Source organism: Nitrosospira briensis C-128 (assembly GCF_000619905.2).
Lineage (GTDB): Bacteria > Pseudomonadota > Gammaproteobacteria > Burkholderiales > Nitrosomonadaceae > Nitrosospira > Nitrosospira briensis.
Genome location: NZ_CP012371.1, coordinates 224917 through 245990, shown reverse-complemented (window position 1 = coordinate 245990; position 21074 = coordinate 224917). Strand labels below are relative to the sequence as shown.

Sequence of the window (21074 nt, the reverse complement as noted above, 5' to 3'; positions counted from 1 at the left end):
GTCTGGCTCATCTCGCACCTGCGGCGGTGGCGGCGGCGTCGGCACTATTGTTCCGGCTGCTTAGCAACAGGGATTTCATGAAGCGTTCCACGCCTCTCTCCTCATCATCCGGGCAGGGCCAATCGGCCAACGATTCCGCTATCCGGCGGAACGCGGCTGCTGAAGCAGTGGCGGGAATTGTGCCGGTTACACGCCGGCCCAGACAAAGCTTGCCGTCTTGCGGCACAAAACCCATGAAATCGAGTGAAACCGCAAGATGGCGCTTGGCTACGTCAGCCATGTTGTCGAAAATCATCTTCGCCTGGGTCTCGGCTCCAGCCTTGTTGACCACTATGTGAAAATGTTGCTTATCCTCATGATGGCCACAGATATGCTTGATCAACGCATAGGCCGTGGTAATCGAAGCCGGATCAGGGGAAACGACCACCACGATTTCATGAGTGGAAAGGGCAAGCGTAAGCATCTGGCTGGATCGGCCTGGTGCGGCATCGATGAGTATTACGTCAATCGGTTGAGCAAGGTGTTCGAAACAGCCGATCACATGAGCCTGGTCGTCCGCGCTCAACTTTCCCAGAACACGCATACCGCGCCCGGCCGGCAGGATGAAAAACCCTTCGGGGCCAGGAATGATCACTTCATCCAGCGTCTTGTCTCGCCGGATTACATCGAGCAAATCACGGTGGGCGCTGATACCCAGCGTAGCGCTGACGTTATTGGCGCCCGCATTCTCATCGATTACCAGTACGTGCTTGCCGCTGTGTGCAAGGGCTGCCGCCAGACTGATAACTGTGGTTGTCTTGCCTGTGTCCGTGCCACCGGAAGTGATGGTGAAAACACTCAGAAAATTCTGTACCAGCAAGCGGCGAAGTCCCTCTGCCTGGTCATGGATAGGCTCAGCCAAGGTGAACCTCGCTCATGTCCGGGTTGCCCGCGCCGATATTGCGATCTGTCAGGATCAAAGGGAAAGCATCCTCCGGCATGATGCAGGAAGATTCGGCAGGTGGATTATCCAGCGCGCGATTCACCAGAGCCCGCGAGTCAGCCATTTCCAGATCTTCCGGAACCCGCTGGCCGCCCGCTACATAATAAAGCGGCAAGCGATGCCGGATTGCGGTGTCGAGCGCGCAGCCAATGGTGACCGCTTCATCCAGTTTGGTGATGATTGCGCCCGCCAGGCCGTCCCCCTGGTAGGCGTGAGCCACCTCGTCGAGTGTATGCCGGTTGGAAGCGGCATTGAGCAGCAGCAGCCGTTTGACGGGAGTGCCGCAACCCGCCAGCATCGCAACCTGTTCGGCTACCATCTGATCGCGCTGACCCATGCCCACGGTGTCGATCAGAACCATATGCTTGCCCCGCAACTCAGCCAAGGCGAGGCTCAGGTCCTGCGCGTCCCTTACGGCAAGCACGGTAACCCCAAGGATCTTGCCATAAATCCGTAATTGCTCATGCCCGCCAATGCGGTAACTGTCGGTAGTGAGCAGCGCAAGCTTATCCGCGCCGTGGCGCACCACGCAGCGCGCCGCCAGCTTTGCGGTAGTCGTTGTCTTGCCCACCCCGGTAGGGCCCACCAGTGCATAAACACCTCCCTTCTCCAGAATTTCGCGCTCGTCGCCAATGCTCTGGAGATTGGAAGTCAGCACGTTTTTTATCCAGTTCATCGTGTCTTTTTCGCCTTTTCCGGCATTTTCCGCAGGCAGTTGTTCCAGCAGACTATGCGCAAGGGAACGGCTGAAGCCTGCCGCCAATACCTGGCGCAGCAGTCCTCCGTGGACCGGGTCGCGTTTTTCCTGATTGTTCCAGTTCAGCGCGGAGAATTGCTGTTCCATAGTGCCGCGCAGCGACCTGATCTCTTTGAGCACACTCGCGGCCACCGCGTCGGCCATTTGAAGGGGATCGATTGCAGGCGGATTCTTTTTGCTGGAAATTTCATCATCGGGAATTGCCTTGCCGGGTGCCTTGCGGGTATTTCGGCTCCGTTTTGCGGAACCGGAAACGGAAACATCCGGCACGGCGGCCTCATTCGTCACGCGTGCCGGCTGGCCGGAATTAATTGTAAAGCGGTTTGTTTTTCTGCCGATTGCCGGGTCCGGCATTGGTTGTGCTACCGGTGCCGTCATTTGAGGGGTTTCAGCAGCCGGAACCGGGGTTACCCTGTCGTTTGCAATTGCCGCCGCGCCTGCCCATTGCGCTTGTTTTTCATTAGAAAGACCCGTGTCCGGTCGAGCGAGGTTTTTGAAGTCCGTATCAGCTTCTAGCGCATACTTCAGGGCGTTTTTCTTGGCGGAAGGAAGAAGCGCCTGCTTGTGATACCAGGATTCGTCCGCCTCCTGTTCCTGATGCATCGATTCTGCTTTTTCAGACTCGGGCGGCGGTATCAGGGCTGTCATGTCGTTATTGCTCAGGGCCAATATCTCGACGCCGCCATCCGCCGCACGGTTGGATAGAATTACCCCGTCGGAACCAAGTGCATCGCGAACTTTGCGCAATGCCTCACTGGTCGTTTTACCAAAAAATCGTTTGATGCTCATGCTCGGGCTCCCAGAATAGACGTGACTTTAATGTTGCTGGAATCGGGTACTTCGGCGTGTGACAATATCTTGAGCTGCGGAACGGTACGGCGCAGGAACCGGGCCAGCAGTGTTCGCAGCGGTGCGGGCACCAGCAGTACCGGCACGAGGCCTACCTGTTCCTGGCGACGGCTTGCGCCGGAGGCTTCGCGCAACAGCGTATCGGCCAGCCCCGGCTCTATGCCGGCTCCGTTCGGGCTGGCTTGCAGGGCCTGTGTCAGCAGCCTTTCCAGTCCGGAATCCAGCGCGATGACCTGCAAATCGCCCGGTTGCGGCCAAATCTGCTGAACGATTGCGCGACCTAAGGCGATGCGAACCAGCGCGGTCAGTTCGTGCGGGTCCTGAACCCGGACGGCGTGCTCCGCCAGCGCGTCGACGATAGTCCGCATGTCGCGGATGTGTACATTCTCTTCGAGCAGGTTCTGCAGGATTTTCTGAAGGGTGGAGAGCGGCAGCAGCTTCGGGATTAGATCCTCCACCAGCTTGGGCGAATCCTTCGCGAGGCGGTCCAGCAATTGCTGCACTTCCATGCGGCCCAGCAATTCCGCCGAATGGCTATGTACCAGATGGTTGAGATGCGTTGCCACGACTGTGCCAGCGTCGACTACGGTATAACCCAGGGTCTGGGCATACTCGCGCTGACTGGCGTCCACCCAGACCGAGGGCAATCCAAATGCGGGATCGCTGGTCAGGACACCAGGCAAACTGGCGGATACCGTACCCGGATTGATCGCCAGGTATTGACCGACGTTGACTTCGCCCGCGCCGATCACGACGCCTTTGAGCGTGAGCCGGTAACCGTTGGGCCGTAGTTCCAGATTGTCGCGAATGTGTACCGGGGGCGGGAGGTACCCGATTTCCTGGGCGAATTTCTTGCGTACGCCCTTGATCCGCCGCAGCAGTTCGCCATCCTGCGATTTGTCCACCAGCGGAATCAATCGATATCCTACTTCAAGTCCTAGGATGTCGACCGGCATTACGTCATCCCAACTCGCATCCTGGACTTCCGGTTGCGCAGCAGGCGCAGCCGCTGAGGGAGCCGCCGCCCGCCTGTTGCGTTGAGTCAGCAGATAGGCTCCGCCACCCAGCACAGCCGCCAGCAGCAGAAAGGCAATGTGGGGCATACCGGGTATCATGCCCATCAGGCCGATAATCGCCGCCGTCAGGATCAGCACCTGCGGTCTTGAAAAGAGCTGGCCCGCCAGTTGGCTGCTGATATTCTCGTCGGTACCCACGCGGCTTACCACTAGGCCCGCCGCCGTGGAGATGATGAGCGCGGGAATTTGTGCGACCAACCCGTCTCCGATGGCGAGCAGGGTATAGTTCTTAGCCGCGGTAGCAAGATCCAGGTCGTGCTGCAGCGTGCCGATGATCAGTCCACCGATCACGTTGATAATCAGGATCAGGATGCCTGCGATTGCATCTCCCCTCACGAATTTGCTCGCGCCGTCCATCGAACCATAGAATTCCGCTTCCTGGGCGATGGTAGTGCGACGCTTGCCGGCTTCTTCCTCGCCGATGAGGCCGGCATTCAGATCCGCGTCGATCGCCATTTGCTTGCCGGGCATGGCGTCCAGGGTGAAACGTGCGGCCACTTCGGCGATGCGCCCTGCCCCCTTGGTAATCACGATAAAATTGATCACCACGAGAATGATGAACACCACGATGCCCACCGTGTAGTTGCCGCCGACCAGATAGTGGCCAAATGCTTCGATTACCTTTCCCGCCGCATCGGGTCCGGTATGGCCTTCCATCAAGACGATACGGGTGGATGCCACGTTGAGCGACAGCCTCAATAACGTTGAAAGCAGCAAAACCGTGGGAAATACCGCGAAATCAAGCGGCTTGAGCGTATGGATGCTGACCAGCAATACCATGATGGAAAGCGCGATGTTGAAGGTAAACATCATGTCCAGCAGGAAGGCAGGCAGGGGCAGCACCATCATGCCGAGAATCATTAATATCAGCAGTGGCCCGGCCAGGCTGTGCACGTTTGCGCCACTAAAGAGGTAAGTCAGTTTTTTAATCGAGTTCATGGGTTATTCGCGTTTTTCTCATGTTTCTGCGAGGCGGCGTTTTCCGGGTCCATTTCAGCGGGTACCGGCAGCACATCGGGCGGGAGCGGCGCCTTGCCGCCCGATTGGCCGTTTTCATGGTGGCGGCGCAACTGGTAGATATAGGCCAGCACCTCGGCAACGGCGTTATAAAGGGCCTGGGGAATCTCATCGCCCAGCTCGGCGTGATGATATAAAGCGCGGGCCAGTGGCGGCGCTTCGAGTACCGGCACATGATGCTGCTCGCCGATTTCGCGGATTTTCCGGGCCAGCAGGTGCGCGCCCTTGGCAACGACTTTCGGCGCGCGCATCTTGCCGTCTTCGTACCTCAGCGCAACCGCGTAGTGAGTCGGATTCGTCACGATCACGTCAGCCTTGGGGATCTCGCTCATCATTCGTTTTCTGGCCATGGCGTGTTGCTGGGCACGGATGCGGGCTTTGACGTGCGGGTCGCCTTCGGTTTCCTTGTTTTCCTGGCGCAGCTCTTCCTTGGTCATCTTGAGCTTGCGGTAGTGATCCCAGAGCTTGAACGGCACGTCTACCGCCGCGATCAGCACCATGGTTCCCGCGATGGCCATAAAACTCATGATGGTCAGTTCGGCGATGTGGCCGGCGCTTGCCGCAAGCGGCGCTGAAATCAGCGACAGCACTGCTTCTTTTTGATGCCAGACGGTCCAGATCGCCATCGTGCCGATCAACGTGGCTTTAAGGAGCGCCTTGACCAGTTCGACCAGACTGTTCAGCGAAAACATGCGAGCCAGGCCTTTCAGGGGATTAAGCCGGCTGATATCGGGGGTAAGGGATTTCCAGGTAAAAAGCCAGCCGGAAAGCAGCATGGGCGCGAGCAGCGCCACGAGGAACATCAGGATCAGAAATGGGGATAATGCAAAGAGGGCGTGCAAAGACTGGTCGAGCATACGCTCGGTGAGCAAGCCGGAATTGAAACCGATCTCGGGCGGCACCATCATCCCGCCTTTCATCAGGCTTGAGAGTTCCCGCCCAAGGTGACCGCCCATCAACAACAGGCCAGCGCCGGCGGCGATCAAGGCCATGAATGTGGACAATTCCGTGGAGCGCGGTACCTGTCCATCGTCGCGGGCTTTCTCAAGCCGCTTCTGCGACGCAGGTTCCGTCCGTTCAAGATCGCTATCTTCGCTCACCGCTGACTCCCTGAGGCACATCCATAATCGTGCATATGCCAATTATCGGGTGCTTCAGGAATAGGTCATCGGCGGAAAAGAGCGAGCTTCCGCCCGCAATTCCGTTTTAACCTGATCCACGTGGAGGCTGGATTCAGATTAAAGCATTCGGCTGATTTCTATTGGCGTCGGGCCCGGAGGATAATTTATCGGATTATGCCGAGGTAGGTCGGGCGCAGCCCGACCTACTAGCGTAACCATCATCGAGCCTTTTCTTGAAAGAGCGATTAACTACCGGATTCAGGTTTAACTGCTGGCAACCAGGCGTAGCGCTTGCGAATTCAATACCGTGCCGCTTTTGATTTTTTTGGTTTCACCACCTTCCTTGTCAAGAGCCGCCGCGGCTTTTTTACTCATTACAATAATGCTGATGCGGCGGTTGATGGGATTAACGGGGTCATCCTTATCGAAAAGCGCAGCGGAACTTAAACCGACCACCCGCATGATCTTTTGCTCGCTCATGCCGCCCGCGACAAGTTCACGCCGCGAGGCATTGGCCCGGTCCGCCGACAGTTCCCAATTGCTGTAGTACTTCTCGCCGCTCGCATAGGGGGTTGCATCCGTATGACCCGAGAGGCTGACCTTGTTCGGCATCTCATTCAGCACGTCGCCGAGCTTTTGCAGGATATCCCTGGTATGAGGTTCCAGTTCAGCTCTGGCGAGCGCGAACATCGGGCGGTTTCGGTCGTCAACAATCTGAATACGCAGCCCTTCAGTGGTAATGTCGACCAGCAGCTGCTTCCTGAATTGGCGCATGGTCGCGTTGGATTCTATCAACCGTTCCAGCCGGTCCTTCAAATCTTCGAGCCTGCGCGCATCGAGACGCTCCAGTTCGGCCTGCGCCGTCTTGAGACTGAGAGGCTTCGCGTCAGCATCTGAATTGTGTTTCCTGAGTTGCCCCCTGTGCTGCGCCAGGTCCTGGCCGCCACCCTGAATTATGCTTGTGCCATTGTGGGTGCCAGCACCCTTCGAGGGCATGATCTGCAGTGGCGTCTGAAAATATTCGGAAATGCCTTGCAGTTCGGCTTTGCTGGAGGAGCTCAGTAGCCACATGAGCAGGAAGAATGCCATCATTGCGGTAACGAAGTCCGCATAGGCGATTTTCCATTGCCCGCTGTGATGGCGGCTGGGTCTCCTGATTTTACGAATTATGATGGGACGGCGTTGGTCGGCCATGACCGCTTCCTGTTATTTGTTTCTGGTTTGCCTGACACAATCTTCCAGCTCGCTGAAGCTGGGCCGTTCGGTCGAGTAGAGTACCTTGCGGCCAAACTCGACCGCCAGCGCTGGTGCATAGCCGTTAATACTCGAAAGTAGCGTCACCCGGATACATTGCAATATCTTGGTGGACTCCCCGAGTTTCTGCTCCAGCACGCCGGCAAGCGGACCTACCAAGCCGTAGCCAAGCAGGATGCCGAGAAAGGTGCCAACCAACGCCTGGGCAATCAATATGCCCAATTCCGACGGGGGAAGGCCCACCGAGGCCATGGTATGCACTACACCCATCACTGCCGCGATGATCCCGAAGGCGGGCATGCTGTCGGCTATCTTGTTGATGCACTGTACTGGTATTTCGCCTTCCTGATGATGGGTCTCGATCTCGTTATCCATCAGGTTTTCAAGCTCGAATGCGTTAAGATTACCGCCCACCATCAGGCGCAGATAATCTGTCATGAACTCCAGCACCTGCTTATCCGCCAGGATATTCGGATAGTTCGCAAAAATCGCGCTTTCGTGGGGTTCATCTACATCGTGTTCTATTGACATCAACCCTTCCTTGCGCGCCCGGGCAAGAAGATCGTAGAGCAGACCCATGAGATCCATATACATGGCTTTGGTGTACTTCGGGCGCTCCACGATTTTCGGCAGCGCCTTGAGCGTGGCTTTCTGCGCCTTGCCTGTATTGCCCAGTACAAAGGCGCCCAATGCGGCGCCACCGATAATCAGCAGTTCGACCGGCTGGAACAGCGCGGCAAGGTGTCCGCCCGCAAGAGCATAGCCGCCGAATACGGATCCGAGAACGACGAGAGTTCCGATTATTATTAGCATATTCCCCTACACTTCTCCAGTTCGAATTGTTGTGCTGATTGCATAATCAGCGCTGCCGGTGTCGGCAGCCATTGCCCAGCCATTGCCGGTTATTGCGTGCAGTACGTGGCCTGATTCACCGGCATTGGAGCAAAGGCAGTCACACTGAAATACTCCACCTTTGTAACGGCCGGAACCCGGTAAACTTTAGGAGAGGAAATAGCGAAAAACCGGAAGAGAAGTGAGAGAGAAGCGCGGGGAAAGAAAAGATTTCAACCAGAGGAGAAAAGGAACCTCCCGGATCGATGACGCCGGGAGGTTGGTTGCCAGCAGCCTGTCGAACTTACAGGAAATCGGCTGGCCAGTTCATTTTTTGCTGCGATTCTTCAAGCCCGGCAGAATGCTAGGCGAGCACCGCAGTGAACGTTTGTGCCCGTGGTTTATTGGTTTTACCGGCGCGTGACGGCGTGTTGCATAATCCGCACACGTAGCGGTGATGAAGGTCATTGGCATGTACGACGAAGTGTCCGCCGCACTGTACGCACGGTGCGGTTTGCAGAATCTTGCCCTCGAAGAAGCGCACCAGTGTCCAGGCACGAGTCAGGCTCAACACCGGTTCCATTTCGCTTATCTCGCAATGCTCCAGGTAGAGTTTGTAGCTTTTGATGATGGCTTTGATACCACGGCAATCAGCGTGCGTGATCAGGTAGCGGTAAATATCGGCAAATACCGAAGAATGAATGTTGGGCTGCCAGGTCAGAAACCAGTCGGCGGAAAAGGGCAGCATCCCTTTAGGAGGGGAAACGCCTTTCAATTCCTTGTAGAGCTTGATAAGACGCTCCCGGCTCAGGCTGGTTTCGCTCTCCAGCAATTGCAGGCGGGCACCCAGGTCGATCATCTCGATTGAGGCCTGAATCTCGCGGGCTTCCGATACGACGCTCTTTTTACGCATGATGACGCTCCAATGTCCAGTATCCGGTAATTCGGGAAATATCTTCGATCGGGGAATTTTCCTGATGCCAGGAATTGACCCGATGTCAGGAAATTTCTTCTACAGGCTGACCCGCCAACAGAATCGTCGCATGGGACTGGGCCATGGTCTTGCCTTTACTGTAATTGGCGAGCATGCCAAAGATCAGGCTGTCATCGAAACGTATACGGCACAGCATCATATTGGAATTGGAGAGCTTGAGTATCTGTCCGGGTGTCAAAACCTCCAGTATTTCAGCGATATCCTTGCTTATCCCCAACCGGAAGATCGCCATATCCTTATCCGCGATGACCATCTGCTGGGCCAGCATCAGGTAGGTCAGGTTGAGCTCCTTGATTTCGGACGTCAGTTCGTAAGCTTTCATTTTTCCTCCATCGTTGTAATGCATGAATTGTGCAGGGTTGCACGATGTGGAAAAACCCGAATCCATCCGATTTGCATGTAGGAAACTGCTGAGGATTCATGTAGGAAATTTTCCTACATGAATCCTTTTCCTACATGAATCCTTGAGAGAGGAATGATCAGTATTCAGGCTGAATGGAACAGAAACAGTTGTCAAATCTCCGCGATGCCATACCACTTAATAGTTACATAACGTGCATCTCAGACAGATCTTTAGACGCAAACAAAAATATTTTTTGCGCTTGTAAAGCTTGCTAGGATAGCGCAGGTAGCGAAGACGGATCGTAAAATAAAATACTAAGATTTTGGTAGAACTTCGTTCTTTACACCAAAAATCATTTCAAATACCGACAAAAGCACGGAATGCAATTTACATAACAATAAAACGATATGTTTAACCTCTGCGGGTTTAAGTCCCCACCCCTTGGGGCGAAGGCTGGCTGAAGGCCAGCGGATTGTAAGAGCGCAGTTAATACCCCGCTGCTTGCGGCGGGGTGCTTTATTTCGTGACTAAATTCTCCTGGAGCAAGCGGCAAAACGTGCGGAATTGACTTCCTAAGGAACTCTCCGGACTGTCGCGATAACACCGCATTTTACATGTTTCTGACAGAACCCATATCACAGGATCAGCATATCGTTGGCAGCGTCCCGATCGGAAAATTATGGCTAAGCCATAATCTTTACTGATATACAGCTCGCTAATTATTGAGGTGGAAGATAAATATCTACACACATCGCCTCTCTGTCGAACAGACTCTTTCACGTCCCACGATAGCTGCTCTGACGTTTGCGTTTTTCTTGGCACTTACCTTGGCAAGTTGGTTGGTTGTGAAAGATCTACAGGAGAAAAATGCGAATAATCGATTTGACGCGGCCTTGACCCAGGCAACCGCAAAAATCAAGCACCATTTTTCCGGCTATGAACAGGTTTTGAAAGGTGGCTTGGGATTGCTGCGTGTCTCCCACTCCGTTTCGCGCGATGATTGGCGTATATATGTGGAAACCCTGCGGATAGATGAGAATTATCCAGGAATCCATGGAGTGGGCTTCGCCGAACATATCCTCCCTTCAAGGCTCCCTGACCATACTGCTGCAATACGCTCGCAGGGGTTCCCTGAATATCAGGTCTGGCCATCCGATCCTCGGGAGGAGTATACAGCTATCATATATCTGGAACCGTTCGTGGGAACGAATTTGCGCGCCATGGGTTATGACATGTATACGAATCCTGTTCGGCGCAAAGCTATGTCGCATGCGCGGGATTCCGGCGAAGCCACTCTCTCGGGCAAGATAACACTCGTCCAGGAAACGAGTGAGGATATTCAGGCCGGTGTGCTTATGTATATTCCCTATTACGGAGTGGAACAACTCCCGGACATGCTGGAACAAAGACGTTCATCTCTTGTCGGTTATGTCTATGCGCCATTCAGGATGAAGGATTTCATATGTGCCGTTCTCGGCACTGACCTTGAAATCTTCCATTTGAAGATTTTTGATGGCAAAGAACTGATCGAGAGTTCTCTCCTTTTCGATAGTGACGAAAAGTCGGGACAGGTTACCTCAAGCCGTTTCCGAAGAATAATCCCTGTATCTGTTTATGGACAGACCTGGACGCTCGAAGCGGCTTCACGTCCGGTCTTTGAAAAAGCCATAGACAGTTATGAAGCGCTTTTTGTTTTGCTTGGCGGAATTACGGTTAGCTTTCTGGCGGCTATCGTATCTTTTATTCTTTCGGTAAATAAAGAAAAGGCTGCTGCGCTGGGGAGAGCAAATAAAAAACTGTTGTCCGCTATCGAGGAGCAACAGGCGGTAACACTTGAGCTCTCAAACTCGAAGCTTGGGACAGAAAGGATACTGGAAAGCATTACCGATGCTTTTTACACGCTCGACCGAGAATGGCGATTTACATACGTAAACAAGGAAGCGGAAAATCTGCTACGGCGTGCCCGCTCCGATCTTCTGGGCAAAGTAATTTGGGAAGAATTCAAGGAGGCAACCGGTACGATTTTCGATCGCGAGTTTCATCGGGCGATGATTGAAAATTCTACGGGGACATTTGAGGATTTCTACGTACCGCTCGGCAAATGGTTCGAAGTCCACGCCTACCCTTCCGAGAAAGGCCTGGCTATCTATTTCCGTGATATTACTGCGCGAAAACGAGCTAAACAGGCACGGTTGGAAGCTGACGCGCGTATTCGCCAGCTGGCGTCCCTGCTTGACAAAGCAACAGACGCCATTATTGTCTGTGGGATCGATCATCGTATTCAGTTTTGGAATCAAGGCGCTCAGCGGCTGTATGGATGGACGTCGGAAGAAGTGGTCGGCAAATCAATAGCGGAGGTATCACATGACCATGATATTGAGTTCTTTGAAGCGATCGAATCAGTGCTGAATGCGGGGGAATGGAGGGGCGAAATTACACAGCGGTGCAAGGATGGCAGTGTGTTGATAGCTGAAGCCCACTGGACTTTGGTTAGAGACGATAAAGGACAATCGCAGTCGATCCTGGCGATCAACACCGATATCACGCAACGCAAGATAGCGGAGAATGAAATCCAGTATCTCGCCTTCTACGATTCCTTGACCGGTCTACCCAACAGACAATTGCTACTCGACCGATTGCGGCAAGCTCTGGCGGCCAGCGCCCGCACCCGGCGCATGGGGGCGCTGCTGTTCATCGACCTGGACAACTTTAAATTGCTCAATGACACCCTCGGCCATGACATGGGTGATGTGCTGCTACAGCAGGTCGGCCCCCGCCTGATCTCTTGTGTACGAGAAAGCGACACTGTAGCTCGCCTGGGTGGCGACGAGTTTGTAGTCGTGCTGGTGGCTGACTTTAGTAAAAATCACAACGAAGCCGTTGCTCAAATAAAAACCATTTCCGAAAGAATTCTTGCTGCGTTCAATCGGCCTTTTAATTTGGGTGCCTCCAAACACCACAGCACACCAAGCATCGGCATTGCGTTGTTCAATGATCAGTCGTTGACAACGGATCAGCTGCTGAAACATGCGGATCTGGCAATGTATCAGGCCAAGGCATCAGGTCGCAACACCATGTGTTTTTTTGATCCTTGTATGCAAGCGGTAATGGATGCTCGCGTCGTGCTGGAATCGGACCTGCACAAAAGCTGGGAAAGAAATGAGTTTGTGCTCCACTATCAACCCCAGGTGGACTGCTATGGAGTAATAGGTGTAGAAGCACTCATACGATGGCAGCACCCCCGGCGCGGTCTGTTGCCTCCGGCTGAATTCATTCCTCAAACCGAGGAAAACGGCTTGATTCTTCCCTTGGGGAATTGGATTCTGGAAACCGCGTGTACTCAATTGGCGACTTGGTCGGCCCGGCCCGAGACAGCCGGGCTCCATCTTGCGGTGAATATCAGCCCGCGGCAATTTTGCCAACCGGATTTTGTCGAACTGGTAATCTTGATGCTCGATCGAACCGGCGCAAATCCCCAGAGGCTAAAGCTTGAGCTTACCGAAAACATATTGGTACATAATATGGATGACGCCATTGCTAAAATGACGACGCTCAAAGCCAAGGGCGTGGGTTTTGCGCTGGATGACTTCGGCGTTGGTTATTCCTCGCTCTACTATCTGAAACACCTCCCCCTGGATTGGGTAAAGCTAGACCAGTCTTTCGTGAGAGACGTGTTGACCGATGCGAATAGCGCAACCATTGTTCGCGCCATCCTGCTTCTTACGAAAAGTATGGGGTTGTCGGTGATTGCAGAGGGGGTTGAAACCGGAGCACAGCAAGATTTCCTCGCTAAACATGGCTGCACTGCTTATCAGGGTTACCTGTTCAGTCCACCGCTGCCGCTGAATCAGTTCGATGAATTTATGCAGCGGCAATAGGCGGAACAATAGCAGGGAAGCAACCAGAATGTACTCAGTTGGCAGCGAGGTTTAGGGAGACACGGGCGCCGCTGGTTGGCCATCTCGGTTGCTTCATCCCTTTGTGCCTATCCAATTGAAGATTCATAAATACTCGTCCGATGAAAGGCTAACGAAATCTTCTATCCAACGCATTGTAAAAAGATTTGATCTGTTCTTTTATGCTTCTTGCTCCACTTTGATCTTCGTTGGCCAAATCATCCACCAAGGCCTCGATATCAGAGCGTTTTTCCTTGAACTCGGCCACGACCACGGAAATATCCGCCGGCTTGTAAAAATTGTTATCGAAACTGGGCAATTCCGGAGGAGAATTATCCAACTTCACCCAAGCGGCCAAATCATAGTCATAAGGAAAAACGATCCATTTATGGTCGGTTTCGACAACTTTAATATTCCAGAGGCTACCGGAGTCATCGGAATCATCACGAGAAATACGCAAATGCCAATCGTAATTCCCGACCAGCGCCTGGAACAACATGATACGGATGATAGCTTTGGGATCAATAGGATCGATCACCAAACCGGCGGCGCGCGCATCTCTTGGAGCATCGACAATGCTTGTGAAAATATATAGCTTGTCCGTATCCTTAAAGCGGGAGTCTGCAGACCGAATTTCCTTCCCATCCGCATACTTCACAAAAGTATTGATATTCTCCAGAAAAAAAGCGGGCATCGGGCGATTTACGGCAAATCCGCTGGGCTGCGGCTCAACCGGCCCCTTACCGGTGTTGCGGTCGATATAGCTGAAGGTTGTCGCTGAAGCTTGATAACCCGGAATGGAAAGGAGTTCCTGTACTTTATATACCAGGGCTTCCCGATGCGGCGACTGGCCTCCCCAAACGCGGCGAAATCGCACTGAAGCGCCGGGTTTGCCGCCACAATGGGTACCTATTCCGATAGATTTCAGACCATCGAACAGCGTCCCTTTCGAGACTCTTTCGTCTGTCGCCTGATCTTTTTCAAAATTCAGGGTCATCTTCGGAAATGGACATTGCAATTCGGACTGGCTGGTATTGCCTCGCAATTGCACGAGTACCGGAAGATCATGCTTGCCGGTCCTGTCTTCCCAAGTGAGACGTCCAGGCGTTTCAAACTCTTTTATTTCCTCTGGTACTTCCGCGTTGGCGGGTGCGCGGTGCTTCCATAAATCAACAAAGTCCGTTTCCAGATTAAAGACGATTTTTTCCTTGTTTGAAAAAATCGGGGCCTTGCTATGGCCGATAGCTGAATTCGCAGCCGTATCGGCCAGTGCCGGATAAGAAGACCAAACGGCTAAAGCGGCGAACATAACCCAGTTGATGAGATATTTTTTCATGCAACCTCCCCGGAAATATTAGCCAAAAACGGTAAAGAGCCAGCTATTGCGGAACTCGCCGACAACGGCAAGGTCAACTGCCGATTCATAGGTGGCCGATTGCTCAGTCGCCTTGGTTGAGCGGTTGGGATCCGAACACGCGGTGCAAGCGTAAGACTGATAGAAGAAATATAGACGAGAATTACAAGAGATGCTTCAACAGGAGAAAATGCCGGCGAGAATTACAACAAATCGTTTATTCCCAATTTTGATCCGACGCAAAGTCCTGACGGTTTACAGCCCGGTATACATCTATTGGGCGGTAAATTATTCGGCAAATGGAAAATAATTTTGCCGAAAAGATAAAAAAACGGATGGGGAGATAAAGCCATCGGGTATCGCTGGTTGCACCGGCGGCATCTAGTTCGGCAATCTCGAGTAAGTGCCCGCATGAAATAGTATGCTCCATAGGCCTTGGGTACGATAATTGCTTGATGCTTATCGCAAAGACAGTCTGCTTCTGTGCTGGAAAATTCAAAAAGGAGTGATAAAAGGAGCGATATTAAGGATGGTTTTGAGGCGGCAATGGATGGCCTTTAGCAATTCCCTATTTTTTAGAAGCAGCCGATATGCCCGCCTATTCCTGAGCTCGGTGCGTGGTTTATGCGATGTAACGCACAGATGCAATTGGGAAAAATCAAAATGATGACGTTTTGATCGACCTCAGAAGGAGGGGCAGACCATGGAGAAGAAAAATCAAAATAATGACGTTTTGATCGACCTTCAGAAGAACGGACAGACCATGGAGAAGAAAGAGGGGCAGACCGTGGAGAAGATTTTATTATTTTGTTACAACTCTGTTCTTTTATACTGGACTGGTTGGGTAGCATACGGACTGGCAACCAATCTGGCAACCTATCTGGGACCTTAAAAAACAGTACAAGCAGGGCAATAAAAGCCCGAGGAAGTCGGTTTCTGGATTGGCCATCAGAGGTGTGTAATACGCTTTAGCTATAGCAAAGTTTTAATGTAAGGTGTTTCCCGGTTTCCTGCGTTAATTCATTGGGCCTTGCTGAGCCCAACGCTAATAACGCTTGCCGCGTGGCTGGCCATATGACGGGATGGTCAAGTGCCGGGCGCATCATCTCCTTCAGAAACAACCTCCACGAAAAGCAGAGAGCGCCGGCCAGATTAAGAAACATCCCCACGGGCGTGGGGAAGACGAGCTGATATCCTTGAAACTACTATTGAGTCCGGAAACATCCCCATGGGCGTGAGCTTCGAAGACAATGCCTATTGGACTTTGATACACCTGTCAGACTAGGTGTGTAAGGATAATGTCGACTTGCGAGCTAAACTGACGGAGTAGGAGGCTTGGTATTGCTATTGCGCGAGGTAAGCGCAAGGTAAGGATCTAATTCATACTCAAGGTAACCGACAAAATCAACACTTGAAATGGTAGCCGAGAGGATCATTTTCTGGATGTAGTTTAAGCAAACCCAGCCAATACAATGATTTTTGGGTGTGATAAAATCAACCCCGTTTTCAGCTGAAGACTTTACTTTTGTATCGCTTTATTGCCGGACACAGGGAAGTTCACCCGAACTTTGTCTGAAAATAATGAATAAGATCAATTGCCCGGATGGTGAAATTGGTAGACACAAGGGACTTAAAATCCCTCGGGCTTAATCGCCCATGCCGGTTCGATTCCGGCTCCGGGCACCAATAAAAACAATAGCTTAGATTACTTTTCTTCTGCCTGGTTTTGGCGCTACTGATTTGACTAGCGCGCATTTTTTTGCCACAGGAAGGCGTAAAACAAGCTCTTTGACGCGCTCGGGGTACAGGTGGGAATATCGCTCTGTGGATTGCGCGGATTTGTGATTAAGCGCCCTCCCCACCTCGGCTAAAGATGCTCCATTGGACAGAAGAGCTGATGCGAACGAGTGACGCTCATCATGTATTCTCAGATGATCAAGGCCGGCTGCAGACCTGGCTTTCCACCAGCGAGCGTAATAGTAGGAGTTCTTCCACTTGAACGGTATGTACGCAAGTGCCCAGGCGGCGTTCGGATGTATCGGTATCATGTGTGGGGCGCCGTTCTTGGTGTCGGGTAGGCTGATCCACTTCTGCCGCTTTGCTGTGACTATTTGATCGGGTTTTAGAATGAGTATTTCTGATCTCCACCTAGGCCGGTATAGAATGCCAGGGTAAAAATAGCCTTGGCCTCATCGTCTTCGCAGTGCGTAAGAAGATTCTCGTGCAATTCGTCCTGTTTGATGTAGACGTGCCGTTTATTATTGACTCCCGGCATAATCATCTTATCCGTGTAGTCTCGATCGCCGATATCATGATTTTTGTATGCGTACCGCACAGCAGCTTTAAGATAGGCCAAGCGGTTGTGCAGCGTTGCCGGAGCTAGATGGGGATGATCTTCTCTATCACAAGCATAAGGGGCGTCATCCAGAAGCGCCTTGATGGACAACCCTGCTGCGCAACCCAACTTGAGCATTTTTTCATCAGGCTCAACCGGCACCAATTTCCAATTCTCTGGAATCATCATCAGCCTTTCATCCTGTGAACCAATACGCCCGTCTTTGATTCTGGTAACCGATGAGAGGCGGTATCCTCCGGAAAGGACTGGGCCTATTCCAGCGCCTCGTCTTTCGTGTTGATCGTTACCGTGTCTCTCTTCGTGCATGACAGCAGGAAGCAGGGCAGAAAGACGATGAAGAGTATCCCGGTAAAGAACGTCCACCACGCGCTATCGTGACTCACATAGATGCACAGCAAGAGCATGGAAAATACGAACAGCGTGCCGATCAGACGGTGTACCAGCGACGCTTGTTTAACGACGATTGTTTTATGGAAGCGAAATTGCTGGTGGCGCGGAAGTTGGTACTACTTGGCTACGAAGAGATTAAATCGACGGACAAGCTCACGCTCGGCCTTGATCCGTGGCACTCGGATCAATCGACCGAGGGGGCTTTTAGACAGAGAGCGGTGGAAGTAATTGATGAAGTACGCGGGAAATGGTTGCCCGCGTACGAGGAACAACAGAGGCGGAAGGAAGAATTCTTCCGTCGGTTTTCAGAGGAGATGGCTCGTTCGGAAACGCCTAGGTTTGTAGAGGGAATCCCGTAACCAACATCTTAAGCAGTTTCGCGTCTTTCGCTTTAACCGGGTCGAGTGTGCGCAAATGCTGCTCACAGATTGAAAAAAATTCTCCTCTATCTAATACGCCTTTTGCCTCAAGTGCGTTAGCTACCACACGAAAACACATAGCAACTTCAGAATATAAATCGTCGATCTCTTTCATAGGACTCCCTCTTGTTAAGTTTATTGATGTGGAAATCAAATCTTAACATGCAGGGGTTCCTTTTTTTGTCTACCCCGTTGGCCTTGCGCATGAGCTAATAAGTCAGAGTGCCGGTTTGGTTATTATTAACCCGGAAACGCTTCAGGCCCAGATCCGCTAATGTTGGCGGCAGGAAGGCATAAAAAAACCCGCTCGGGGCGGGTTGAGGAGGTTAAGATGGTGACGCTAGAAAGGCTTCAACAACAGCTTGAAGTTGTCAAGTTAATGAGGAAACAGAATTTAATAAAATCCGCCCTGGATCAGCGTGAAATTTGCACCTGCGTATTGTGTACGGCGAGAATCCGCACGGGTGAGTCAATAAGTATTTCACATTCTGGTGTTATTTCTGTTAACCCTTGCCAGTATTCAGTAGCCAATGTCATTAAATAAGGTATAGCGGGCGCTTTCTCGTAGGGGAAATTCAGGCAATTAATGGTGCTCATTGATGCAAGAAAATAGGAAGCATTTTCGTTTACCGGCTCAACCCGATAAATAATTCCAGTGAAATGATGCCTTGAAACATAATTGATGGCATGTTCCAGCGAGGGAGTAAGAAAAATGCAGTTGAGCCTACTTGGTTTATCGGAGAAATGTTTTAGACGAATAATTTCATAACATAATTCGCGGACAGCCAATGCATTCAAGTCCGCGGGCCGATACATTGTGATTACTCTGCCCCAGTTACCGGGCTTGATAATCGACCCCACTTCTAAAACCACGGAGCATACGTGAAAGAAAGTTTTTTTCATTATTGCTCCTCACAGTTGATGTGAAGATTTTACCGAATTCAGAAATGCCGCCCATTGGACCAAGGTACATCAGTGTGGGTATTTTAGACACGCTCAGACTGAAGGTTGATTGGTATAGAAGATTGCTTACTTATCAAATGTGTGTATAACTACACACATGAAGAGCAAAGACATAATCAAGAAATTGCAAAGCGAAGGCTGGAATCTGGATCGCATCACCAGTTCACGCATTTTGAAAAAGCGGGATTGGTAACAGTGAAACACCCCGATTCAGACATTACCAATCGGAACGCTACGCAATATCTACCGGCAAGCTGGATGGAAATGGAGGTAATAAATGAAATTTATATTGGCACTACATACGGACGATGGGATTAAGTACGGCGTGACTATCCCCGATCTTCCCGGTTGCCTCTCAGTTGGGGATACCCTGGATGAGGCTTTGGAGATGGCGAAAGAGGCCATTGATGCCCATTACGAGTTGATGGTGGAGAAAGGTATTGAAATACCTAAAGCAGGCACGTTAGCTGAGCATAAGGCCGATCCAGATCTCGCTGATGCCGTATGGGCTATCGTGGATGTGGATGTGGAAAAGTATTCCAAGGCTGTCAGGCTGAACATTTCGCTACCAGAGGGCCTAGTGCGTAACATTGATGAATACGCCAGTACTCACCATATGACCAGGTCAGGGTTTCTCGCCAAGGCGGCGCAGGAGGCTATGAAGGAAGAATAGAACGCGTCGGATGAGGGCGGGGGAAGGGGGTGTAAGGGGGCGCCTGTTGTGCCCCACCGTAGCTGTAACAGCTATGAAAATATTAGCTTAACAAATTACTATTTCTTCGTTAGGCCGTTGATCTTTTAAGTTAAAGTCGTGGCGGCAGAAGTTTTTGTGACAGTTTAACGATTAGAGATCAGGGGGTGTGCCATGAGTGATTTTCTTGTATTTTGGGGGATATATATTCTTGTGTTTGTCGCCGGTCTGGGAATGGTCGTCGCTAGTTGAAACGCAACAATTAAATGGCCCGGAGCTAGATCGCTACCGGGCCATTTTTATGGTGAGACAACATAAACTCGCCGAAGCGGGTTTACGAGGGTTGCATTGCTTTTTCCATTTCTAGCCCATACGATAATCGAACTCCTCCATAGCCGATCATGCTAAGCAACTCAGACGACCTCATCATAGCAAGGGGATAAAGCTCATTGGCAATTCTCGCAATCAATGGTTCTGTCAAGTCGCTCTCACTCAATTCTGTATCGGCGTCGTCTAAGCGGTAAAACCCCTCCATTTCAAAGGAAATTGAGAAGGGAGCAGCCTCATCACCGACAACACTTTTTCCGTTTAGGACTAAACTTAATAGGCCTATTACACCTTTCGCTCCCCTATTGCCCTCGGCAAAATAAACGTTGAGGTTCAATTCTGATTCGATTTTTCCGCGCGGAGCCGCAAATCTCGGAAGCCTGCGTTCTATGCTACATTTTTTTATCTCAACTGTTTGAAGCACTAACGACACGGGTGTCTTTACTGTATGAACCCGAGATTTGGTTTTTGAGATTTTTCTGACCATGCAGTACCTTCCTCGACATCGTATGAATCATGATTACTAATAATGTTTACGACATGGCTGTGATTGTGAATGACTGGCCCTGTAACCCTGCTTTCTGCTCCTACTTTTTCAGAAAGGGCTTCGTTTACTATTTCGTTAAGACTTACGTCCTTCCTTCTTGCCAAAAAGGCTAATTTCTTATGGAGGGTCGGATCAATTCTGACATTAAAGACCCCTTTATATGGCTTGCAGGGCTGATGCCCTTGCTCTTTGCAGAACTCAATATAATCGTCCACAGCGGCCCGAAAAGACTTTTCAAGCTCTTTAGGAGAATTTGCTTCATATGTAACTACATCATTGATATGCAGGATACGACCAAATAAACAGTTATCCTCGACGCTAATTTCAGCAGAACCCTGAAACTCATTATAAGACAGCAGTTCGCGAAATTTTGTCACTGTTGATCCTCCTCTTCTGGAATCAGACCATTTTCAATCAGAGTAGCAATAACCTCATCAATGACGTACCGCTTAACTACGTTTTCAGGATGAGGCTTATGAAATGCTAACTTATGGTCTGTAATACTATTTATGAACTTTCTGCTCGAACCACTTCCTGCTTTTTCGTGATAAGCAAAGTGCTTCAACAGGGACGTCAATTCTTCCCATGTAAAGTCCTTTGGCCGGCTTCGCAGGCGCGCAACTAGTTTGCTGTTTTTTGACAAAGTATTATGGTGAAATGTTCCATAATTTGCAACTGAAAATCAGTTTCAAATTTTAATAAGCGCTGACGCTATAAATTACTTCCTTAACTATAAAGTTACACAATCACAAATTATCGATGAGATTGTCACAGAACTCAGCAGTATTGGCTACTGTCCTGAGGTACACCAGAGCGTCAATGTGGGTAATTCACAGAGCTGAATTGGAGATAAAGAAGAGGCCCGTTTGGGAGGATGCGGGCCTTTAAAGAGGGATCGGCTATCTAA

The 21074-nt window shown here is 51.3% G+C and carries 20 protein-coding genes and 1 tRNA gene; 5 read left to right on the top strand and 16 right to left on the bottom strand.

From position 1 onward, the window contains the following. Window positions 1-7: 7 nt before the first annotated feature. The 8 genes from F822_RS01135 to flhD all read right to left on the bottom strand — a co-directional run bounded on the left by F822_RS01135 (window position 8) and on the right by flhD (window position 9203). Window positions 8-901 (bottom strand): MinD/ParA family ATP-binding protein, encoded by an 894-nt coding sequence (locus tag F822_RS01135; protein ID WP_025039753.1) that lies wholly within the window; start codon window positions 899-901, stop codon window positions 8-10. Continuing rightward, complete coding sequence (gene flhF, locus F822_RS01130) at window positions 894-2528, bottom strand: flagellar biosynthesis GTPase FlhF (RefSeq protein ID WP_025039754.1); 1635 nt, start codon at window positions 2526-2528, stop codon at window positions 894-896. The genes F822_RS01135 and flhF overlap by 8 nt, the downstream gene beginning before the upstream one ends. Next, entirely contained in the window at window positions 2525-4603 is a 2079-nt protein-coding gene (flhA, locus tag F822_RS01125) for a flagellar biosynthesis protein FlhA (protein WP_025039755.1), read from the bottom strand. The genes flhF and flhA overlap by 4 nt, the downstream gene beginning before the upstream one ends. Continuing rightward, window positions 4600-5781 (bottom strand): flagellar biosynthesis protein FlhB, encoded by a 1182-nt coding sequence (gene flhB / locus F822_RS01120; protein WP_025039756.1) that lies wholly within the window; start codon window positions 5779-5781, stop codon window positions 4600-4602. The genes flhA and flhB overlap by 4 nt, the downstream gene beginning before the upstream one ends. Window positions 5782-6066: 285 nt before the next feature. Then, window positions 6067-6996, bottom strand: a complete 930-nt coding sequence (motB, locus tag F822_RS01115) for a flagellar motor protein MotB (protein ID WP_025039757.1) — start codon at window positions 6994-6996, stop codon at window positions 6067-6069. A gap of 12 nt (window positions 6997-7008) precedes the next feature. Beyond that, on the bottom strand, window positions 7009-7869 hold the full coding sequence (gene motA / locus F822_RS01110) for a flagellar motor stator protein MotA (RefSeq protein ID WP_025039758.1): 861 nt from the start codon (window positions 7867-7869) through the stop codon (window positions 7009-7011). A 382-nt stretch (window positions 7870-8251) separates the two neighbouring features. Next, window positions 8252-8800 carry a flagellar transcriptional regulator FlhC gene (gene flhC, locus F822_RS01105; protein WP_025039759.1) on the bottom strand — a complete coding sequence of 183 codons (549 nt, stop codon included), beginning with the start codon at window positions 8798-8800 and terminating at the stop codon, window positions 8252-8254. Window positions 8801-8885: 85 nt separating this feature from the next. Continuing rightward, window positions 8886-9203, bottom strand: a complete 318-nt coding sequence (gene flhD / locus F822_RS01100) for a flagellar transcriptional regulator FlhD (protein WP_025039760.1) — start codon at window positions 9201-9203, stop codon at window positions 8886-8888. 848 nt (window positions 9204-10051) lie between these two features. Here flhD and F822_RS01095 point away from each other — a divergent pair. Beyond that, window positions 10052-13102 (top strand): bifunctional diguanylate cyclase/phosphodiesterase, encoded by a 3051-nt coding sequence (locus F822_RS01095; protein WP_197272859.1) that lies wholly within the window; start codon window positions 10052-10054, stop codon window positions 13100-13102. Window positions 13103-13250: 148 nt separating this feature from the next. On the opposite strand, the gene F822_RS01090 is transcribed toward F822_RS01095, so the two are convergent. Beyond that, on the bottom strand, window positions 13251-14456 hold the full coding sequence (locus tag F822_RS01090; RefSeq protein WP_025039762.1) for a hypothetical protein: 1206 nt from the start codon (window positions 14454-14456) through the stop codon (window positions 13251-13253). A 721-nt stretch (window positions 14457-15177) separates the two neighbouring features. Between F822_RS01090 and F822_RS01080 the strand changes: the two genes are divergently transcribed. Both F822_RS01080 and F822_RS01075 read left to right on the top strand, forming a co-directional pair. Next, window positions 15178-15366: a hypothetical protein gene (locus tag F822_RS01080; RefSeq protein WP_025039764.1), complete on the top strand. Its 189-nt coding sequence runs from the start codon at window positions 15178-15180 to the stop codon at window positions 15364-15366. 705 nt (window positions 15367-16071) lie between these two features. Beyond that, window positions 16072-16160, top strand: a tRNA-Leu gene (locus F822_RS01075). Window positions 16161-16174: 14 nt separating this feature from the next. Here the strand turns inward: F822_RS01075 and F822_RS15970 are convergent. Continuing rightward, the gene (locus tag F822_RS15970; protein ID WP_082204570.1) at window positions 16175-16522 is read right to left on the bottom strand and encodes a tyrosine-type recombinase/integrase; all 348 of its coding nucleotides are present in this window, start codon (window positions 16520-16522) and stop codon (window positions 16175-16177) included. Between the two features lie 74 nt (window positions 16523-16596). After that, window positions 16597-17193, bottom strand: a complete 597-nt coding sequence (locus tag F822_RS01070) for a site-specific integrase (RefSeq protein WP_156304312.1) — start codon at window positions 17191-17193, stop codon at window positions 16597-16599. Window positions 17194-17204: 11 nt separating this feature from the next. Between F822_RS01070 and F822_RS01065 the strand changes: the two genes are divergently transcribed. Then, complete coding sequence (locus F822_RS01065) at window positions 17205-17579, top strand: hypothetical protein (RefSeq protein WP_025039766.1); 375 nt, start codon at window positions 17205-17207, stop codon at window positions 17577-17579. Here the strand turns inward: F822_RS01065 and F822_RS15060 are convergent. Next, complete coding sequence (locus F822_RS15060; RefSeq protein ID WP_156304311.1) at window positions 17554-17754, bottom strand: hypothetical protein; 201 nt, start codon at window positions 17752-17754, stop codon at window positions 17554-17556. The two genes, F822_RS01065 and F822_RS15060, sit on opposite strands and share 26 nt — an antisense overlap. A gap of 299 nt (window positions 17755-18053) precedes the next feature. After that, entirely contained in the window at window positions 18054-18542 is a 489-nt protein-coding gene (locus tag F822_RS01060; RefSeq protein ID WP_025039767.1) for a DUF2441 domain-containing protein, read from the bottom strand. A gap of 337 nt (window positions 18543-18879) precedes the next feature. Here F822_RS01060 and F822_RS01055 point away from each other — a divergent pair, with 337 nt between their 5' ends. Continuing rightward, entirely contained in the window at window positions 18880-19275 is a 396-nt protein-coding gene (locus tag F822_RS01055; protein ID WP_025039768.1) for a type II toxin-antitoxin system HicB family antitoxin, read from the top strand. Window positions 19276-19627: 352 nt separating this feature from the next. Here F822_RS01055 and F822_RS01050 read toward each other — a convergent pair whose 3' ends face one another. From F822_RS01050 to F822_RS01040, 3 genes are read right to left on the bottom strand one after another with little or no spacing between them, the layout of a single operon-like run. Further along, window positions 19628-20107, bottom strand: coding sequence for a hypothetical protein (locus F822_RS01050; RefSeq protein WP_197272858.1), 480 nt, complete (start codon window positions 20105-20107; stop codon window positions 19628-19630). Beyond that, complete coding sequence (locus F822_RS01045; protein ID WP_025039770.1) at window positions 20062-20544, bottom strand: type II toxin-antitoxin system HicB family antitoxin; 483 nt, start codon at window positions 20542-20544, stop codon at window positions 20062-20064. The genes F822_RS01050 and F822_RS01045 overlap by 46 nt, the downstream gene beginning before the upstream one ends. Next, complete coding sequence (locus F822_RS01040; protein WP_025039771.1) at window positions 20541-20810, bottom strand: type II toxin-antitoxin system HicA family toxin; 270 nt, start codon at window positions 20808-20810, stop codon at window positions 20541-20543. Before F822_RS01040 ends, F822_RS01045 begins: the two co-directional genes overlap by 4 nt. Window positions 20811-21074 lie beyond the last annotated feature (264 nt).